Origin of the sequence: Pseudoalteromonas sp. FUC4, from assembly GCF_008370255.1 — a bacterium.
GTDB lineage: Bacteria > Pseudomonadota > Gammaproteobacteria > Enterobacterales > Alteromonadaceae > Pseudoalteromonas.
This window is the reverse complement of sequence record NZ_SEUI01000001.1, coordinates 82,279-99,651: the sequence shown is the minus strand read 5'-3', so window position 1 is coordinate 99,651 and position 17,373 is coordinate 82,279. Positions and strand designations below refer to the sequence as shown.

Annotated in this window: 18 protein-coding genes; 7 read left to right on the top strand and 11 right to left on the bottom strand. The window is 37.9% G+C overall.

Going from position 1 to position 17,373, the window contains the following annotated elements:
* The first annotated feature begins 67 nt into the window (after window positions 1–67).
* A complete protein-coding gene (locus tag EU510_RS00475) occupies window positions 68–1,423 on the top strand; it encodes a sodium-dependent transporter (protein WP_149591798.1) in 1,356 nt (451 codons plus the stop codon).
* A gap of 79 nt (window positions 1,424–1,502) precedes the next feature.
* Here the strand turns inward: EU510_RS00475 and EU510_RS00470 are convergent, their stop codons facing one another.
* Both EU510_RS00470 and EU510_RS00465 read right to left on the bottom strand, forming a co-directional pair.
* Window positions 1,503–1,952, bottom strand: coding sequence for a GNAT family N-acetyltransferase (locus EU510_RS00470; protein WP_149591797.1), 450 nt, complete (start codon window positions 1,950–1,952; stop codon window positions 1,503–1,505).
* Between the two features lie 69 nt (window positions 1,953–2,021).
* Window positions 2,022–2,765 carry a sporulation protein gene (locus tag EU510_RS00465; RefSeq protein WP_149591796.1) on the bottom strand — a complete coding sequence of 248 codons (744 nt, stop codon included), beginning with the start codon at window positions 2,763–2,765 and terminating at the stop codon, window positions 2,022–2,024.
* A gap of 266 nt (window positions 2,766–3,031) precedes the next feature.
* Here EU510_RS00465 and EU510_RS00460 point away from each other — a divergent pair, with 266 nt between their 5' ends.
* Both EU510_RS00460 and EU510_RS00455 read left to right on the top strand, forming a co-directional pair.
* Entirely contained in the window at window positions 3,032–4,606 is a 1,575-nt protein-coding gene (locus EU510_RS00460) for a cation:proton antiporter family protein (protein WP_149591795.1), read from the top strand.
* 349 nt (window positions 4,607–4,955) lie between these two features.
* The gene (locus EU510_RS00455; RefSeq protein ID WP_024606183.1) at window positions 4,956–5,177 is read left to right on the top strand and encodes a DUF3820 family protein; all 222 of its coding nucleotides are present in this window, start codon (window positions 4,956–4,958) and stop codon (window positions 5,175–5,177) included.
* A gap of 93 nt (window positions 5,178–5,270) precedes the next feature.
* Here the strand turns inward: EU510_RS00455 and EU510_RS00450 are convergent, their stop codons facing one another.
* The 6 genes from EU510_RS00450 to ilvY form a co-directional block, all read right to left on the bottom strand.
* Window positions 5,271–6,518 carry an ATP-binding protein gene (locus EU510_RS00450; protein WP_149591794.1) on the bottom strand — a complete coding sequence of 416 codons (1,248 nt, stop codon included), beginning with the start codon at window positions 6,516–6,518 and terminating at the stop codon, window positions 5,271–5,273.
* Between the two features lie 25 nt (window positions 6,519–6,543).
* A complete protein-coding gene (locus EU510_RS00445; protein WP_004335729.1) occupies window positions 6,544–7,236 on the bottom strand; it encodes a response regulator in 693 nt (230 codons plus the stop codon).
* Between the two features lie 14 nt (window positions 7,237–7,250).
* A complete protein-coding gene (locus EU510_RS00440) occupies window positions 7,251–7,631 on the bottom strand; it encodes a DUF3019 domain-containing protein (RefSeq protein ID WP_188085381.1) in 381 nt (126 codons plus the stop codon).
* 1 nt (window position 7,632) lies between these two features.
* Entirely contained in the window at window positions 7,633–8,445 is an 813-nt protein-coding gene (locus EU510_RS00435; protein ID WP_149591793.1) for a MipA/OmpV family protein, read from the bottom strand.
* A 404-nt stretch (window positions 8,446–8,849) separates the two neighbouring features.
* Entirely contained in the window at window positions 8,850–9,896 is a 1,047-nt protein-coding gene (locus EU510_RS00430; protein WP_188085380.1) for a GGDEF domain-containing protein, read from the bottom strand.
* A gap of 116 nt (window positions 9,897–10,012) precedes the next feature.
* Window positions 10,013–10,918: an HTH-type transcriptional activator IlvY gene (gene ilvY, locus EU510_RS00425; RefSeq protein WP_149591792.1), complete on the bottom strand. Its 906-nt coding sequence runs from the start codon at window positions 10,916–10,918 to the stop codon at window positions 10,013–10,015.
* A gap of 138 nt (window positions 10,919–11,056) precedes the next feature.
* Here ilvY and ilvC point away from each other — a divergent pair, with 138 nt between their 5' ends.
* Both ilvC and EU510_RS00415 read left to right on the top strand, forming a co-directional pair.
* The gene (gene ilvC / locus EU510_RS00420) at window positions 11,057–12,529 is read left to right on the top strand and encodes a ketol-acid reductoisomerase (RefSeq protein ID WP_149591791.1); all 1,473 of its coding nucleotides are present in this window, start codon (window positions 11,057–11,059) and stop codon (window positions 12,527–12,529) included.
* Between the two features lie 192 nt (window positions 12,530–12,721).
* On the top strand, window positions 12,722–14,641 hold the full coding sequence (locus EU510_RS00415; protein WP_149591790.1) for a methyl-accepting chemotaxis protein: 1,920 nt from the start codon (window positions 12,722–12,724) through the stop codon (window positions 14,639–14,641).
* A gap of 86 nt (window positions 14,642–14,727) precedes the next feature.
* Here EU510_RS00415 and EU510_RS00410 read toward each other — a convergent pair whose 3' ends face one another.
* Entirely contained in the window at window positions 14,728–15,057 is a 330-nt protein-coding gene (locus EU510_RS00410) for a GIY-YIG nuclease family protein (protein ID WP_149591789.1), read from the bottom strand.
* 107 nt (window positions 15,058–15,164) lie between these two features.
* Between EU510_RS00410 and EU510_RS00405 the strand changes: the two genes are divergently transcribed.
* On the top strand, window positions 15,165–15,524 hold the full coding sequence (locus EU510_RS00405; RefSeq protein ID WP_010553880.1) for an outer membrane protein assembly factor BamE: 360 nt from the start codon (window positions 15,165–15,167) through the stop codon (window positions 15,522–15,524).
* A gap of 132 nt (window positions 15,525–15,656) precedes the next feature.
* On the opposite strand, the gene EU510_RS00400 is transcribed toward EU510_RS00405, so the two are convergent.
* Together EU510_RS00400 and EU510_RS00395 are read right to left on the bottom strand one after the other, a co-directional pair.
* Window positions 15,657–15,980: an RnfH family protein gene (locus EU510_RS00400; protein WP_007584122.1), complete on the bottom strand. Its 324-nt coding sequence runs from the start codon at window positions 15,978–15,980 to the stop codon at window positions 15,657–15,659.
* Window positions 15,977–16,417 carry a type II toxin-antitoxin system RatA family toxin gene (locus EU510_RS00395; RefSeq protein WP_149591788.1) on the bottom strand — a complete coding sequence of 147 codons (441 nt, stop codon included), beginning with the start codon at window positions 16,415–16,417 and terminating at the stop codon, window positions 15,977–15,979. The genes EU510_RS00400 and EU510_RS00395 overlap by 4 nt, the downstream gene beginning before the upstream one ends.
* 146 nt (window positions 16,418–16,563) lie before the next feature.
* Here EU510_RS00395 and smpB point away from each other — a divergent pair, with 146 nt between their 5' ends.
* Entirely contained in the window at window positions 16,564–17,043 is a 480-nt protein-coding gene (smpB, locus tag EU510_RS00390) for an SsrA-binding protein SmpB (RefSeq protein WP_004335699.1), read from the top strand.
* Window positions 17,044–17,373 lie beyond the last annotated feature (330 nt).

Sequence of the window (17,373 nt, the reverse complement as noted above, 5' to 3'; positions counted from 1 at the left end):
CACTTTTTATTTTTTTACATTTCCAGTAGATTGTCACCGCCGTCACACAATAGAGAAGTACAATAATATGAGCGCAGTTAGAGGCGAGTTTAGCTCTCGCTTTGGTTTTATTATGGCCGCCGCGGGTTCTGCCGTTGGTTTGGGCAATATTTGGGGATTCCCTACACAAACAGCCAGTAATGGCGGTGCTGCATTTTTAGTCGCATATTTAGTGCTTGCGTTCTTTTTAGCCTACCCCGCTTTAATGGCTGAACTTATGATTGGACGTCATGGCCAAGCAAACGCAGTGTCATCTCTTCAAAAAATATCTAATAAGCCATGGCAAAAACACTTTGCCTTTGCTGTTGGTTTTGGCGGTATTTTATGCGCTGGCTTTATACTAAGCTTTTACGCCATTGTTGCCGGTTGGATGCTCAGCGCCACAGCTGAACCCATAGCCACTTTAGTTGGTGCCAACACAGCATCTACATGGTTAAGCGAGCAATCACTTACTCGAAATATTATATTCACCATGATCTTTATCGTTCTAACTGTCGCCATTATAAGTAGAGGCGTTGAAAACGGTATTGAGAAGTGGTCTAAGCGTTTAATGCCTGCACTTTTAGGCATTTTATTTGCACTTATTGCTTACGTAATGACGCAAAATGGTGCTATGGAAGGCTTAAAAGCCTACTTAGTCCCTGACTTTTCATCTATTTTTGACGCAAAACTATTAGTAAGTGCATTAGGGCAAGCTTTCTTCTCATTATCGCTTGGCACTAGCGTAATGATTATTTACGGCTCGTACATTAGTAAAAAAGAAAACCTCGTTTCTTTAGGCGCGTATGTAACCCTTATTGACGTATTTATTGCTTTTGTTGCAGGCTTACTGATCATCCCAGCAATGTACGTAGCACAAGCACAAGGCGTTGAAATATTCTCGGCCACAACGGGTAAGCTGCTCTCTGAAGATACATTAGTGTTTCAGGTACTCCCCGCTTTATTTGATGGAATGGGCGACGTAGGTCTGTTTGTGGGTTTTTCATTTTTTGCGTTAATGAGTATTGCCGCTTTAACATCATCTATTTCAATGTTAGAGGCGCCAGTATCATACACCGTAGAGCGCTTTGGGATGAAACGCGTTCAAGCAACGTGGTTAATTGGGGCGCTAATCGCTGTCGTCAGCATTACAATTGTGTGTAACCTTAGCAGCTTATTTGGCTTAGTAATCACTCTCACTACAAAAGTAGCTCAGCCTTTACTTGGCCTTATGTGTTGTATATTTGTAGGCTGGATTTGGTATAGAGGCTCATTACTAAAAGCAATTCAAGAGGGTAATCCAGAGGTTCACAATACACTGTTTTGGAAAATATGGCCTTGGTATACCAAGTTTGTATGTCCACTGGCTATTGGTATGGTGTTTTTACACTCACTATTGAGCTAAATGATACCTCAGCCTTAAAATAGTTTTAAATTAAAATAGCCCACATTAATGGGCTTTTTTATAGCTGCTTAAATTGGATTTATTGAGTGAGTTTTAAAATCATATCTTGATGAGGTATGCCGTCTTCTAGATATTCACTTTTGTAATCTTCAAAGCCAAAAGAGCGGTAAAAATCAAGTAAGTAGGTTTGTGCGCCAATATAAATATCTCGCTCAGGCCACAGTTCTTTACAGCATTCTATTGCTTTACTTACAAGTAAAGTGGCGTCGCCTTTGCCACGCGCACTTTTACTTACCAGCACGCGCCCTATTGCGCTGTATTGCTCATTTTTTTCATAGCATCGCGCATAAGTGTGTAGCTGCCCGCTGCCTAATGTATATAGATGCTGTGTATTTAAAGCTATATCTACATCATCAAGTTCAGGATAAGGACATGCCTGCTCTACAACAAATACGTCCACACGTCCTCGCATAATAGTAAAAAGAGTATGCGCATCTAAAGCATTAAACTGCTCACATTTAAATTGCATTTTAAATCCTATAAACAATAAACCCAGCCTAGGCCGGGTTTAATAATATTATTCACTTGTTAACTTATATTAAGCAAATAAACGCTCTAGTTGGTCGCACAACTGCGATACATTCACGTGGTCATGCTCTATGGTTAAATCTACATAACCATCGCCTCTAAAGGCTCTGTCTAGTTCTATGAGCACATGTGTTTTATGTGCCTCTGGAACAAATGACAACTCAATCTCTTGAATGCCAAATAAACTACGGCTATTTGGTTTATATTCAAGCTCCTGATAACAGCCCGATAACGATTGAAATGTAGAAGCGCGCAAATGACCTTTTTCTACATCAGCCTTCATTAAGCTAAAACCTAGCTTTTCCATCGCCTGCATGCACGTTTTAACAGCTTCATTAGGGTAAATATGTAAATGGTCTTTATCGCTCGGATCAAGTGCTAAATCAATATCTAAACCTGTTTCAAGCCACACATGAGATTGATTGTAGCCTGCATTAATTTCTGTAATAGGTGTTTCAGAATGAAGGCGTGCTTCAAAAGGGATACTTTTAACTTCGCCCGGTTCAATTGTACCTATATCGGTAATTCGCCATTGGTCAATCACATGATTGGTAAAATAATCGCCATCATCACCTGCCGCTTTAACACGGGTCATAAGTAATAAATCTAAGCCTGCAATATCTTGGCTAACATCACCTGCGGTAATGACTATTTGTGCGTTAAAAAGCTGACCAGGTTGTAGGTGTTCAGTCTCTAAAACAGTATCTACTTTTGCAGCACCAATACCTACCGACGCTAAAATCTTTTTAAACATATATTTCTCCTTAAGCTGAGCGGCTCTATTATTTGCTCTCGCTTAAACTTCTTCGTTATCGCATCTTAACCATATTTAAAAGCCAATGTCAGTGAAAAAATGTTATTTACATACTATTTACGATTAAATGTATGTTTGATGCGCATTTTTTATACACAGCTAGGCAAGTATTTGATTAGACGCGTTCATTTTTAGGTCTATTTTTATTTTCAATGGTATAAATTTTTCGTTACACTGAAACCCCAAATGAAGTGATATTAAGAATTATGGAACTAATCTATTTTGCCGCCGCGTTTGTGTGTGGTTTTGCTGTTTATCAGTTAAAGCTGCCTCCTCTTATTGGATTTTTATTAGCAGGTTTTGCTTTAAATTTATCGGGTTATAAAAGTACAGAGTTGCTCGATACAATAGCAGCACTTGGCGTAACCCTTCTTCTTTTTAGTATTGGTTTAAAGCTAAAGGTAAACAGTTTAATTAAACCCCAAGTGTGGGCGCCTGCAACATTGCATATTATTTTTAGCAGTGCGCTTTTTAGTGGCTTTATGTTATTGCTTGGTGTTTTCGCCATTCCACTGTTTATTGATTTAAGTTGGCAAAGTGCTTTATTAGTTGGGTTTGCACTTAGTTTTTCAAGTACTGTATTTGCAGTAAAAGTGCTTGAAGAACGCGGAGAAATGGCAAGCCTTCACGGTAAAATAGCCATTGGTATACTAGTCATGCAAGATATCTTTGCAGTTATCTTTTTAGCGATTAGTACAGGTAAAATTCCAAATGTGTGGGCAATTGCATTAATAATTGCTCTGCCTTTATTACGACCTGTCATGTATGGCGTATTAAATCGCTCTAAACATGGTGAACTATTACCATTATTTGGTTTTTTCTTTGCTTTAGTTGCTGGTTATCATGCATTTGAATTTGCAGGCCTAAAAGGCGATTTAGGTGCACTAATAATAGGAATGATGTTTGCCCCTCACAAAAAGGCAGGTGAGCTATCAAAATCTCTGCTTAATTTAAAAGACATATTATTAGTTGGTTTTTTCTTAAGTATTGGCTTGAGCGCAGAGCTAACCACTAGCTCATTAATCGTTGCTATTATACTTGTTTTAGTTTTACCTATTAAAATAGCGCTTTATTATGTGTTCACAAATATATTCAAACTACGCGCGCGTACATCATTACTTACCGCCTTTAGTTTATCTAACTACAGTGAATTTGGGTTAATTGTATGTGCAGTAGCAGCTAGCACTGGCATGATCACTTCGGAGTGGCTCGCTGTAATGGCAATTGCAGTTTCTATTACCTTTGTAATTGCCTCACCGTTAAATAAGCGCTCAAATGAGTTATACGTAAAAATAGAGCAGTGGCTATTAAAGTTTGAAAGCAAAACTCGTTTAGCTGAAGAGCTACCCGTTAACCTAAACGATACTAAAATAGTCATTTTTGGAATGGGACGTATTGGTACTGGTGCGTATGAGACTATTAACGCGACTCACCCAAATGTTGTTGCAGGTATAGATATAAAACCTGAGGTGGTAGATAAGCACGTTAACAGAGGCCGCAACGTCTTAATTGCTGATGCAACAGATCCTGACTTTTGGCAACGAGTAAATCATTCGCAAGTAGAAATGGTCATGCTTGCGATGCCAAAGCATATGCAAAATATTTTTGCGTTAGAGCAGCTACAAGCCTCTGGTTATAAAGGCCAAGTAACAGCTATTGCAAACTACCCTGATCAACAAAAAGAGCTAGAAGAAATGGGTGTTCATTCTACTTATAACTTTTACTTAGAAGCAGGTAGTGGTTTTGCAGAGCACGTTAAACAAGAGCTATTTAACGAATAACCACTTTTTATAACGTCTATAAATAACAAAGCCTTAGAATTATTAAGGCTTTGTTATTAATTTCTAAATAAAAAGCAATTCTATTTACATTCCTTTACAAGCCATTTCACCACAACAATGAAAAACAGGTAGACTATCCGTGTTGGTTAAATAAAAACCCATGTTCTAATAATAACTTAATTAGATCCCAGCTAATTAAAGTTCAACTAGGTTTATATTAATCAACAAAAATTATTAAGTCAGAGGGCCTACTCCCTCGCAAAATAGGCTGTTTCTTGCCCGTCACAGCCTATTTTATATTTCTAAAATCCCTTACACTTACGCAGACTTTAAAACCTAAGTAACTCTTATGGATCCAAAACAATTAAAAATAGCTGTAAATACAACGATGCCTTTTGGGAAATATGCTGGGCGCCCTTTATTACTGCTACCAGAACCTTATTTGGTGTGGTTCAAACAACAAGGATTTCCTGACTCAAAACTTGGTAGCCAACTAGCGATGATGTATGAGGTTAAACTAAATGGCCTCGAGCAAATGTTAATGCCATTACTTGAAAAAAATAAAAAATAATTGAGAACTTTTTTAAGTACTCGCGGTCTATTATATTGCTACTTGTTGATTTTGGTTTTTAACCGCAAAAAAAAAGCGCCTTAGGCGCTTTTTTTATGTCTTAAATTTAAGGGGTAAATATACAATAAATTTAGCACCACCTAAGCTTGAGCTTTCTGCTTTACACTCACCTTGGTGCCACGACACAATTTTAGCAACTATAGCGAGCCCTAAACCAAAGCCACCTGTATCCTTGCCTCTACTTTTATCTAATCGAGTAAAAGGCTTAAATACGTTTTCTCGCTCAACGGGGTCAATCCCTTCACCATCATCTTCAACAATCAATACGATATGAGTTGCTTCTTGTAGCAATGAAATTTTGACTTGTTGATGAGTGTATTTAAGCGCATTGCCAATTAAATTTTGAAATACTCGCGCCATAAAGTGGCTATCACAGTAGTAATTTAAATGCTCAGGGAGGTTTATAGAGAGTGTTGTTCTAGCCTCAAAATTTAGCTTTTCAACAGTAGTTTTTACTAGCCCAGCTAAATCGCAGTTTATTGGCTGTAAACTTGGTTGTTGAGAGTCTAATCGCGCATATTCAAGCATTTCAGAGACAAGTGACTCAAGCTCGCTAATATCTATTTGCATATTGGTTAGGTATTTTTCGCCTTTTTTATCAAGCATTTGTGCTTGCAGCATTACAATTGCAAACTTTAAACGTGCTAATGGCGTTCTAAACTCATGCGATACCGATGAGGTAAGTTCTTGCTGTGCACTAAGCAAAAACTCAATACGTTGCTGCATTACTTTTAATGTATCAGTTATAGGTAAAAAGAAAGACTTAGAAGTGTCGTTTAGTTGAAAGTCTTGCAAACCTTCTACCGCTTCACACGCTTTACGTAGCTTTGCAAAGTCGCGCCATAGTAAAAAGCTCCATAGCCCAACTGGTATACCTACAATAATAAGTAGTAATAAATATGGCCAAACAGAAGATGATTCCTGCGTTAATACACCTACCGGTCCTACTTGAAGTAATGAATCATTACCGAGATCTACATACCAAACAATGCGTTGTTGCTTATCATACAAATATAAGTAGTGGTTTTGGTTTAGCTGCGATTGTTGTTTTTGAGGGAGTATTAAATCACGTCGTTCAATCACTTTACTTTCAAAGTTATGCTTTAGCTTTTTAAGACCATTTGGGGTTTGTGAAAGCAACCAGAGTGATTGCCCAAACTCATCGTCCAATAAGACCTGCTGCTGCGACTCTTCATAAGGCCACAGCTGCTCAATAACACCACTTACAACAAATAATGAAACAATGATATATAAGTATAAGCTGGTAAACAGTTTTCCCATTACAGCCGATTAACCTTAAATAGTGCTAGAGATCCCATGCATCAGAAACAAATAAATAGCCTTGTCCCCATACAGTTTTTATACGATACGGCTTATCACTATTATCGCCTAATTTTTTACGAATTCGTGATACGCGTACATCCACAGTTCTATCAAGTCCGTCGTATTGACGGCCAATCATATGTTGGTGCACATGCTCTCTGCTTAGCACTTCACCCGCATTTGACGCTAATAACCATAGTAACTCAAATTCGTGCGAAGTTAATACAATCTCTGAATCACTTAGTTTTACAATACGGCTTGTTTTATCGATAACTAAATCACCAAACTGCAGTTCTTCACTAGATTTTACTATTGGTTGCCCACGTCGTAGTAATGCATTAATCCGCGCTAATAATACACGTGGCTCTGCTGGTTTTATTACATAATCATCGGCACCAAGTTCTAAACCAAGTACTTGGTCGAAGTCTTCACCTTTAGCAGTCAACATTAAAATTGGTAGAGTAAATTTATCTCTTACTTGGCGGCAAACGCTAAAGCCATCTTTACCTGGCAGCATAACGTCTAGAATCATTAAATCAGGTGTATTGTTTTCTAGGTAGTTAAACACTTCGTCACCGCGGTCTAACACTTCGACTTCAAGGCCATTATGTTCAAGGTAATCTTTTGTTAGCTGTTGTAAACCGAGATCATCTTCAACAAGTAAAATTTTTGGCATTAGTTGCTCCTAAATTAAAAAAAGCTCCACGGAGAGCGAAGCCTACGCCTATTTTTTTTAGCATGGGCGCTTTGTACTTCAACCTGTGTTTTTGCTATTAACACACCCGTATGAGGATTGATTAAGGAGTATATGGTCTCCACCTGAACACGCGCTTTATAATTAAATTGCCCAGAACGCTGCTGCTGCCAGCATTGAAGTAGTTGTTCTTGTTGATACAAACAGACATCACTATAGGTATTTAATAGCCATTTAAACTGTAAATCAAGATCGCAAAAATCCTGCTGTTCGGAAACCACGCAGACTTTTGGAGAAACACTAAAAACAGGGGTTTGTGCCATACTAAAACCACTAAAAAAAGTGGTAATAAACACAACTAATATTGAATACTTCATATTAAAAAGTACGATCGAATCCTATAAATGCAGTCATTGAATAAGTACGTTCAAAGAGCGGACTGCCATCCATAGCCGAATAGTCGTAATATGCTACATGAAAACGAAGAGAGTCAGCCTTACTCAGTGGCCAACGGGCGTCGATTTTAGCATAAGGTTGCCAACTACTACCAACGTCTATTTTGCCAAATTGAGTTTCACCCTCATTAAGTCCATAAAAATAGCTATTTAGTTCCGCAGATTTATAGTTTATTCCAAGTGTTGGCTTTATTTTAAGCTTTCCTAGCACAGTATGATACTGCCACTGCAATGCACCGCGTACACCTCGATAAACATCGGTTATATCATGCAGAGCCTGAACTGAGAAAACATGGCCTTCATTTACATAGTGATATGCAATACCCGCATCCAAGGCAATTTGCCGTTTATGTAAATTATCAATATCAGCGCAGCGAGAGGACGAGGCTTCATTTTGCATTGCAAACTGATTATTAAGTGCATTACTTTGCAATGTAAATACATTTTTAGGGTGCCAGTCTATAAAAAAGCGAGATTCAGAGTTGAGTTCACTAACTAGATTAAAGTGATGCTTTGGGGATTGTGAAAATGAATAGCCAAGGCGGCCATTGTCAAAAAACCATTGCTCTGCATAAAACGCAACTTGAGGAATAAGTACTAGCGGAATATTATCTCCACCATGCAAAGGGTTGGTTATAACTCCAGCCCCAACACTTAAACTCAAATGCAGACGATCGGTTGTTATATCTTGCTCTGTATAATCGTCAGCATGCTTGCTTGCCTGTGTTGCTTGCACCGAAAGGCAAGCAAACAAAGTGCTAAAACATAGAGCTGTTAATAAGGAGAGGGAATACCGCATCAGCGTACATCAAAGAATTAAATTAAGTAAGTAAGTTCCCCATACTAGCAAGGTCTTTTTAAACTATCTCTAGCTGGTTACAATTATTCACAATTTGTATACACAAATGTTAACTTTTATATTTTTGGAGTGACAAATCCTTCAAGTTAGTTATGTGCGTTGGCTAAGCTAGCACTACTTTAGAAACTTTGGAAAAGAGGAATAACTTGGCAAATGCTTTAATTCAAATAAAATCCGCAGGAAGCCAACTCTAACAATTCTATTTTATTAACCTTACAGCCTACTAGGCTACCAAGGTTAATAGCGGCTTTAGCCGTAACAAATCAAGCATCTGATGCTTATTAAATATCAGGGGCTATTTCTATTCGGTTTCGTCCATGTGTTTTTGCGATATATAAGGCTCTATCTGCACGCTCAACTAAAACTGAGCTATTAGTAAATGGACGTAAAATAGCTAAACCAAAACTTGCAGAAATAGCACGTTTAGCTGTTACATCATGCTTTTTACGAATCGCTAATTTCGCAATAGCTAAACGTATACAATCGGCAAACGCTATTATGTCGTTAATAGTGTCAAAATAAGCTGTTATACAAAACTCTTCGCCACCGTATCTATATATATTTGCTGTTTCAGTTGTATTTTCTCTCACTTTTTTGGCAACTAACCTCAATACTTCGTCACCCTTTTGATGACCAAAGTCATCGTTAAAACGTTTAAAGTGATCAATATCAAACATAATTAGTACGGCAAGAGAATCTTCCTGTGCTTTCTCTGAGTATTCAAAACAAAATTTTACGATATCTGAATCAAACTTACCTCGGTTATAAAACCCCGTAAGTGTGTCGGTATCAGCTGCTTCTTTTGAAATATTAAGTGCTTCTTTTAAATCTTTTATTTCGTTGTAAGCAAAAGCTAACTTAGTTTGAAATTCTCTAGCATAATCCTGCATAGCAATAGAGTCGTCGGTTAAGCGCTCTACACAACCTAATATTTCATTATAAGAATTTACATCAGCAAGCATATTTAATTCATTTTGTGAATCAACTAAACTTGTTGTAAAGCTTTTGGAATGCTCAAGCGTGGTGCTTATATCTTGCTGGACTTGCTCCATGGTTGTATGGAATTTTTCAGTCATTTCTTGAAAAAAAGCCAGATCGTCTTGCGTTAAATGCTTATCAAAAATTTCTTTTGCTTTGTCTTGTGAGCATGTTTGTTGCTCAGCAATAACATGGTCTAATTCAGCATTTAGTGAAGGATTGCTTCCTTGAATGTAACAGTACCAAATTGCATAGTTGATAGGGGTTACCGGCATACGGTACTTTACCATCAAAGGAATCGCCTTTTTTAGGCATTGGGCAGAATGAGCAAGTGATACTGCGTGGTTCATAAATAAACTCTCAAGCGTCATTGTTTTTATTATTAGCGCTCAATGTTAAGTAATAGTAAACTTATACGCAACCTATATTCATACTATTTAACTAACTTGCTTATTCTCTGCGCGCATTAAATCGCTTTTGCCTCTAAAGTTTGCGCAATATTCCACAACGCACTGATTGCAGGGTCATTTAACTCTTTCCTTAATACCGCCAAACCGATATCAAACCCTTCAGGTGCTTGCATTTTTGGTGTTAGGATTTGTACCTTATCTTGTAGCGGGCTGTTATCTAGCACTATTTTAGGGACCATAGCGACACCTAGTCCTAAGCTCACCATAGATACCATTGCTTCATGTCCTGCAACTTGAGCGTAGATTTTTCCGTGAATATTATTTTTGCGCCACCAGTGCTCTAACCTTTGGCGAGAAAAACCTTGTTCTGGGACAATAAACTCTAAATCAGACCAATTAATGTCATCACTATTTTGTGTAAGCTTTTGTGTGATCGGACATTGAATTTTTGGGCCAATTAATAAAAGTGGTGAGTGCCCAATATCAACAAAGGCAATTTGCGACGGTAATTTATTAGGCTTAGCCGCAATTGCCATTAATTCGTGGCCATCTAGCACACGATTTATAGCAAGTGCAGGGTCACCGGTATTTAATGTTATTTCTATGTACTGATGCTGCGCACGAAGTTGCTCTAATATTTGATATAAAAAACTATAAGATGCAGTTACAGAACAATAAATACTTACTTTGCCGTAAATATGCTGTTGTGGATCTTTTACATTCGTTTTAAAACGTTGCCAATTAGCAAGCGTTGCCGTGGCGTAATCAATAAACGACTCCCCCTCACGCGTTAATTTAACGCTTCGGTTATCGCGGATAAACAACGCCACTCCAACTTCTTCTTCCAAATGCTTTATATTTCGGCTCAAAGTGGGTGCGCTTATGTGGCAAAGCTCACTTGCGCGCCCAAAGTGAAGTGTTTTAGCCAACGCTAAAAAGTAGTTTAAGTGCTTATGTTCCATCCAACCCCCTGTATTTCACATTATGAAACACTTTAATTCAAATATATCATTTTACGCAAGCAACGATTTTACATATGGTGTTTGTAAGCGCAGTAAACATTGCGCATCTAACAAACATGACTTTATAGGACACTAACAATGGCGAATTATTTCAATACCTTACCTTTACGCGAACAATTAGCGCAATTAGCGCAATGTGAATTTATGGACGCAGGCGAATTTGCCGATGGCGTTGATGCACTTAAAGGTAAAAAGCTAGTTATTGTAGGCTGTGGCGCACAAGGTTTAAACCAAGGCTTAAACTTACGTGACTCTGGTTTAGATGTTTCTTACACATTACGCGCATCAGCTATTTCTGAGCGTCGTCAATCATTTTTGAACGCATCTGAAAACGGCTTTACTGTTGGCACTTACGAAGAACTAATCCCAACAGCTGATGTAGTACTTAATTTAACGCCAGATAAGCAACATACCGCTGTAGTTAGTGCGATTATGCCACTGATGAAAAAAGACTCTACACTTGCCTACTCTCATGGCTTTAATATTGTTGAAGAAGGCATGCAAGTGCGTGAAGACATTACTGTAATCATGGTTGCGCCTAAGTGTCCTGGGTCTGAAGTACGTGAAGAATACAAACGCGGTTTTGGTGTACCAACTCTAATTGCTGTTCACCCAGAAAATGACCCTCAAGGTCTTGGTTTAGCACAAGCGAAAGCGTATGCAGCAGGAACTGGTGGACACCGTGCTGGTGTACTTAAATCATCATTTATTGCTGAAGTTAAGTCAGATCTTATGGGCGAACAAACCATTTTATGTGGCATGTTACAAACTGGCTCTATTTTATGTTTTGATAAAATGGTAGAAAAAGGGGTTGATGCGGGTTATGCATCAAAACTAATTCAGTACGGCTGGGAAGTAATTACCGAAGCACTTAAGTACGGCGGCGTTACAAACATGCTTGACCGTTTATCAAACCCTGCAAAAGTAAAAGCGTTCGAACTAAGCGAAGAGCTAAAACTAATTATGCGCCCGCTTTATAATAAGCATCAAGATGACATCATCGATGGCACTTTTTCACGCACCATGATGGAAGACTGGAATAACGATGACGTAAACTTACTTAAATGGCGCGCAGAAACAGCAGAGACTAACTTTGAAAAGACCCCTGCTGGCGATGTAGAAATCTCTGAACAAGAATTTTTTGATAACGGTATTTTAATGGTAGCAATGGTAAAAGCAGGTGTTGAACTTGCTTTTGAAACCATGACAGCAGCCGGTATTATTGAAGAGTCAGCTTACTACGAGTCTTTACATGAAACGCCATTAATTGCCAATACTATTGCACGCAAAAAGCTTTTTGAAATGAACCGTACAATTTCTGACACTGCAGAGTATGGATGTTACTTATATAACCATGCATGTTTACCATTACTTGCAGATTTTATGAAAAACATTGATACAGATGTTATTGGTAAAGGTCTTGGCGAGCACAGTAACCAAGTTGATAACCAAACATTAATTCAAATTAACGCCGCCCTTCGTGAGCACCCAGTTGAAAAAGTAGGTGCTAAATTACGTGGCTACATGTCAGCAATGAAAAAGATTGTTTAACCCTAAACAATAAATGTTTCGCTTGTTAGAAACCAAGCCTATATGCTTTGCATATGGGCTTTTTTATGCATATTCATAAAACTTTAACCATACCACGCTACCTTCTATTCATTTCGCAGTAGGCAATATTTAGCTCAAAATAAATAATGTGCTAATATAACCCTCTACTCAGTTGTAAAATTAATTAATATCATGACGATACAAAACCTTTCTATTACTCAAAAAATCACAGCTTTAGGCAGTGTTATTGCTATATGCGTAGCGGCACTGATTGGCTTGACCTCTTTATACAGCTCTAAAGACATAATTGAGCAACGTATGATCGAGTCAGAGCTTCCTAGTAAACTGCAAACAATCAGCAATCACATAGGCGGTGAAATCAACGAGTTACTCGGTGCTGCTCAGCAACTATCATCAAACGAATTTGTTTTACAATGGGCTCAGTCTAGTAATCAAGACGACACTTTATTATTGAAAGAATTAAATCGTGTTGCCCAACAATACGATTTAGCAACAGCATCTTGGGCAAATAGAGAGACTGCACAGTATTGGAATCAGCATGGTTTTTTACGAGTGTTAAAAAACGATGCAGCCGATGGCTGGTTTTTTGCTTTTAAGCAATCAAAGCAACCTTACTCTATAAGTATTTATCAAGAATCAGCCAATGATGTAAAAATGTTTATAAATCATCAGCAGGCTAATGGTACTGGTTTAGCAGGTCTTGCAAAAAGTATCACTGATATGCAAAAGCTATTACAGCAATTTAAAATTGAGCAAACAGGTTTTGTATTTATAGCCGATAAAAGTGGATTGATTCAGCTTCATAAAGATGCAAGTAAAGTAGCTAAAGCAAATATTGATGATTTATATACTGCAAATATCCACAGCCAACTATTTAATAGTAATGGCTTTGCGCTAGAAGAAATCAGCTTAAATGGCGAACCCACTCTTGTCGCTGCTACGCCAATTAAAAATACCGATTTATATGTTGTAGCTCAAGTGCCAAAAAGTGAAGTCTTCGCAAGTGTGAATACCTTACAATGGCAAATTTTTACCTTTACGATAATTACAGCATTAGTTGCTAGTTTGATTAGTTACTTACTTGCACGCTCACTTTCATCTCCACTTTCTAAAATGGCTGAGTTATTTTCACGATTAGGCTCTGGCGATGCAAACTTAGCGTATCGCTTACCAGAGTCAAGCCAACCAGAGCTTAACAACCTAAGTAATGGCTTTAATCAGTTTATTAATAAAATAGAAACGGCGATTACTCAAGTTGCAAGCGAAAGCCACGATATACGCCAAAGCTCTGATCATGTATTTGAACAAGCAAAACGAAACTCTCAAGCAATAGATCACCAAAAAGAGCAAACAATCTCTGTCGCAGCAGCAATCAACGAAATGGGCGCGACAGTGCAAGAAATAGCGCAAAGTGCTGCAAATACAGCTAAGTTAACCGATAGCAGCCGCGAAAATACAATTCAGAGCCACAACCAAGTATTACAAAGCCAAGCAACTATCTCAGCCCTTGCCAGCGATATTGATGGCATTACAGAGCAAGTAACTTTGCTATCTAAAAAGACAGTTGATATTGCAAGTATTGTTGACTCAATTAGAGGTATATCGGATCAAACTAATCTACTTGCTTTAAATGCGGCTATTGAATCTGCTCGCGCAGGGGAACATGGACGAGGCTTTGCTGTTGTTGCTGATGAAGTACGTGCACTGGCAAACCGCACATCACAATCAACCACCGAAATCCAATCTATGATTGAAGAGCTTACAAGAATATCTGACGATGTAGTTAACGATATTGGTCAATCGAAAGATAAAGCACAGCAAAGCGTTGGTGCTATGCAAAACTCAGTAGAATTACTCGATACGATAACCGAAACAGCCAATGAGATAAACGATATGGCTACGCTCATAGCGACTGCAACTGAGCAGCAAAGTAATGTGGTTGCCGATGTAAGTCGTAATATTGAACAGATTAGCGAAATTAGCGATAAAGCAATGAGCGAACAAATCAATACAGAGCAAGCTATTCGAGACTTAGCAAACAGCGCTCAAACACTTGATGCACTTGTAGCTACCTTTGAAAAACACCGCTAAGTAGCTATAGTACTGCACGTCTGTTGTGAGCAAAGACTATACTAAGATAGTTTTTTCTCACAACCAATATACTTATTTTGAACAAGCTAAGCGTTTTCACTATCGCCTCTATTAAATGCTAAAACGTATGCTTCCTTTTTGGCTCTAGTGAGCTTTTTTAATTGATATTCAAGCTTACTCGCTTCACTTTTATTGCCCACTTGTTGTTGATGGATAAGTAAAAGCGGCCCTTTCCCTTTAAGGTTTTTAGCCCCTTTCCCGGCTTGATGAGTTGCAAAACGTTTTTCAACATTAGTCGTGATCCCGGTGTACCAATGACCTAATCGCGTTTCAACTATATATAAAAACCAAATGGACTCAGTTTTTAAAATATTCGTTTCGATGTGTTGTAAACTTTTTTCATTATTAGTGGTCAAATCATTACCTTAACGCCCTTAACACAAAACAATTGCTTAAAAGGGTTTTACCTTCAGTGACTAATCGGTATCATGCAGATTATAAAAAATAAGGATCACAACTAACAATGCAGTCGTTAAAAACTTTTTCTCTTTGGCTTATCGTTGCTTTAACACTTAGCTCAGCAGCTGGTTGCTCTAGCTGGGTATACCGAATTAACATCCCACAAGGCAACTTTTTAGAGCAATCTGATGTTGAAAAACTTCGTGTAAATATGACTCGAGAGCAAGTTATTTATGTATTAGGTAGACCTATTGCCGAGGACGCCTTTGATAATAATACTTGGCGTTATATTTACAGCTTCAATAAAGGCCGTAAAAACGAGCAAAATAAAGAGTTAGTAATTAACTTTGAAAATGAAAAGTTAGTTTCAATCTCAGGTGATTATGACCAACCTGAAAACTTTAATACACCGCTAGAGCAATAAACGTCTCAGTTAGTAAAAAAGGTGAGCCTGGCTCACCTTTTTTACTGGTTCATTTAAAAGCTTTTACAACTTTAAACAACGTTAGCGTGAGATATAATCTGTCAAATTGTTCGAAGTTTATGCCGATTGGTATTACTTCTCGAGTGGGCGACCACCCGTTATTTTATTTGCACGCCCCTCTTCTTTTGCTTTTTCAGCACGCTTTCTGCGCGCATCTTTAGGGTCTGCAATTAATGGGCGGTATATTTCTATACGGTCACCATCTTTTAGCTCATAGTTAGCTTTTACAGTTCGATTCCACACACCTAACGTTAGTGATGTGGCATCTATTTCTGGGCACTTTTCTATAATACCGGACTGAATAACAGCTTGCTCGACGGTAGTCCCTTGTGGCACTTCAATTGATAAACACGTGGCCGTGGTCGGTAATGCAAAGACCACCTCAACATTGATCATACTCGCGCTCCATAAATCTGTTTTGCACGTTGAGTAAATGCACTCACCATATTTTTTGCTACATCGTTAAAAATCTTTCCAAAGGCAAGCTCTATTAACTTACTTGAAAATTCAAACTCTAACTCTAACTGTACTTTACAAGCTTTAGTATCAAGCGCTTGAAAGTGCCAGCGCCCTTTTAACATCTTAAATGGACCATCAACAAGGCGCAGCAACACGGTTTGTTCATCAACAAAGGTGTTTTCGGTGGTAAACCACTTTTTTATACCCGCCTTAGATATTTCTAAACTCGCGGTCATGTTATTATCGTGCTGTGAAACAATTTTTGAGTCTGAACAATTTGGTAAAAACTGTGAATAAGCTTCTACATCATTAACTAGATCAAACATCTCTTTAGTGCTGTACATAACCAGCGCACTTTTTTCTATTTGTGGCATACTCACTCCCAACTGTGTGGAGGAATTTTAGCAAGCTTTGCGCGTTTCCCCAAATTTTCATGCTGCTTAAGTTAAAGCTTAATTTTTAAAAGCATTATTAAAAAATCGATATAAAACATCTCACATTACGTATATTATAGGGCACTATGGCTAAGAAAAATTCATCAAAATCGACAAGTAATACCATCGCGCTAAACAAAAAAGCGCGACATGAGTATTTTTTACACGATAAGTTTGAAGCAGGTGTTGAACTACAAGGCTGGGAAGTTAAAAGCATCCGAGCTGGTAAGGTAAACATCACCGAAACTTATATTCATCTTAAAAATGGCGAAGCATTTTTGCTTGGCGCGCAAATCCAGCCACTTAATAGTGCTTCAACCCATGTAATTTGCGATCCTTTGCGTTATCGTAAGTTACTATTAAGCAGACGCGAACTTGACCGTCTACTCGGTGCAACAGAGCGAGATGGCTATTCATTAATTGCTACAGCTATGTACTGGAAAAAATGCTGGGTAAAACTTGAATTTCATCTAGCAAAAGGTAAAAAGTTGCACGATAAACGTGACGACGGGAAAAATAAAGATTGGTCTCGCGAAAAAGAACGCTTAATGAAACACAAAGTATAAGCACAGCGCCTAACTAATAAGTTAGGCGTTTTTTTATTAAAAAATTAATTATTATTTGCTTTATTAATATACAACAAGATTGCTATTCATTCAGAATATACATATAAATAATTTATTACAGTTTTATTGTGAATTAATTAATTTAATTATTACTCGCATTTAGGCTGTATTTGTTATTTCCAAAATAAAGCATATGCGCCTATTTCAAACTTCTTCAGCGCATAAAATCTGTTTTAAAATCATACAAAAAACCATACTAAAATCACATTTCAGTCTAATTGCTAACACTTAAGTTACATGATATTAATATCCTCGCTTGTTATATCAATC

Coding starts and splice junctions, on each gene's coding strand:
- EU510_RS00475 (WP_149591798.1), top strand. CDS start 68: ATGAGCGCAGTTAGAGGCGAGTTTAGCTCTCGCTTTGGTTTTATTATG.
- EU510_RS00470 (WP_149591797.1), bottom strand. CDS start 1,952: ATGCAATTTAAATGTGAGCAGTTTAATGCTTTAGATGCGCATACTCTT.
- EU510_RS00465 (WP_149591796.1), bottom strand. CDS start 2,765: ATGTTTAAAAAGATTTTAGCGTCGGTAGGTATTGGTGCTGCAAAAGTA.
- EU510_RS00460 (WP_149591795.1), top strand. CDS start 3,032: ATGGAACTAATCTATTTTGCCGCCGCGTTTGTGTGTGGTTTTGCTGTT.
- EU510_RS00455 (WP_024606183.1), top strand. CDS start 4,956: ATGGATCCAAAACAATTAAAAATAGCTGTAAATACAACGATGCCTTTT.
- EU510_RS00450 (WP_149591794.1), bottom strand. CDS start 6,518: ATGGGAAAACTGTTTACCAGCTTATACTTATATATCATTGTTTCATTA.
- EU510_RS00445 (WP_004335729.1), bottom strand. CDS start 7,236: ATGCCAAAAATTTTACTTGTTGAAGATGATCTCGGTTTACAACAGCTA.
- EU510_RS00440 (WP_188085381.1), bottom strand. CDS start 7,631: ATGAAGTATTCAATATTAGTTGTGTTTATTACCACTTTTTTTAGTGGT.
- EU510_RS00430 (WP_188085380.1), bottom strand. CDS start 9,896: ATGAACCACGCAGTATCACTTGCTCATTCTGCCCAATGCCTAAAAAAG.
- ilvY (WP_149591792.1), bottom strand. CDS start 10,918: ATGGAACATAAGCACTTAAACTACTTTTTAGCGTTGGCTAAAACACTT.
- ilvC (WP_149591791.1), top strand. CDS start 11,057: ATGGCGAATTATTTCAATACCTTACCTTTACGCGAACAATTAGCGCAA.
- EU510_RS00415 (WP_149591790.1), top strand. CDS start 12,722: ATGACGATACAAAACCTTTCTATTACTCAAAAAATCACAGCTTTAGGC.
- EU510_RS00405 (WP_010553880.1), top strand. CDS start 15,165: ATGCAGTCGTTAAAAACTTTTTCTCTTTGGCTTATCGTTGCTTTAACA.
- EU510_RS00400 (WP_007584122.1), bottom strand. CDS start 15,980: ATGATCAATGTTGAGGTGGTCTTTGCATTACCGACCACGGCCACGTGT.
- EU510_RS00395 (WP_149591788.1), bottom strand. CDS start 16,417: ATGCCACAAATAGAAAAAAGTGCGCTGGTTATGTACAGCACTAAAGAG.
- smpB (WP_004335699.1), top strand. CDS start 16,564: ATGGCTAAGAAAAATTCATCAAAATCGACAAGTAATACCATCGCGCTA.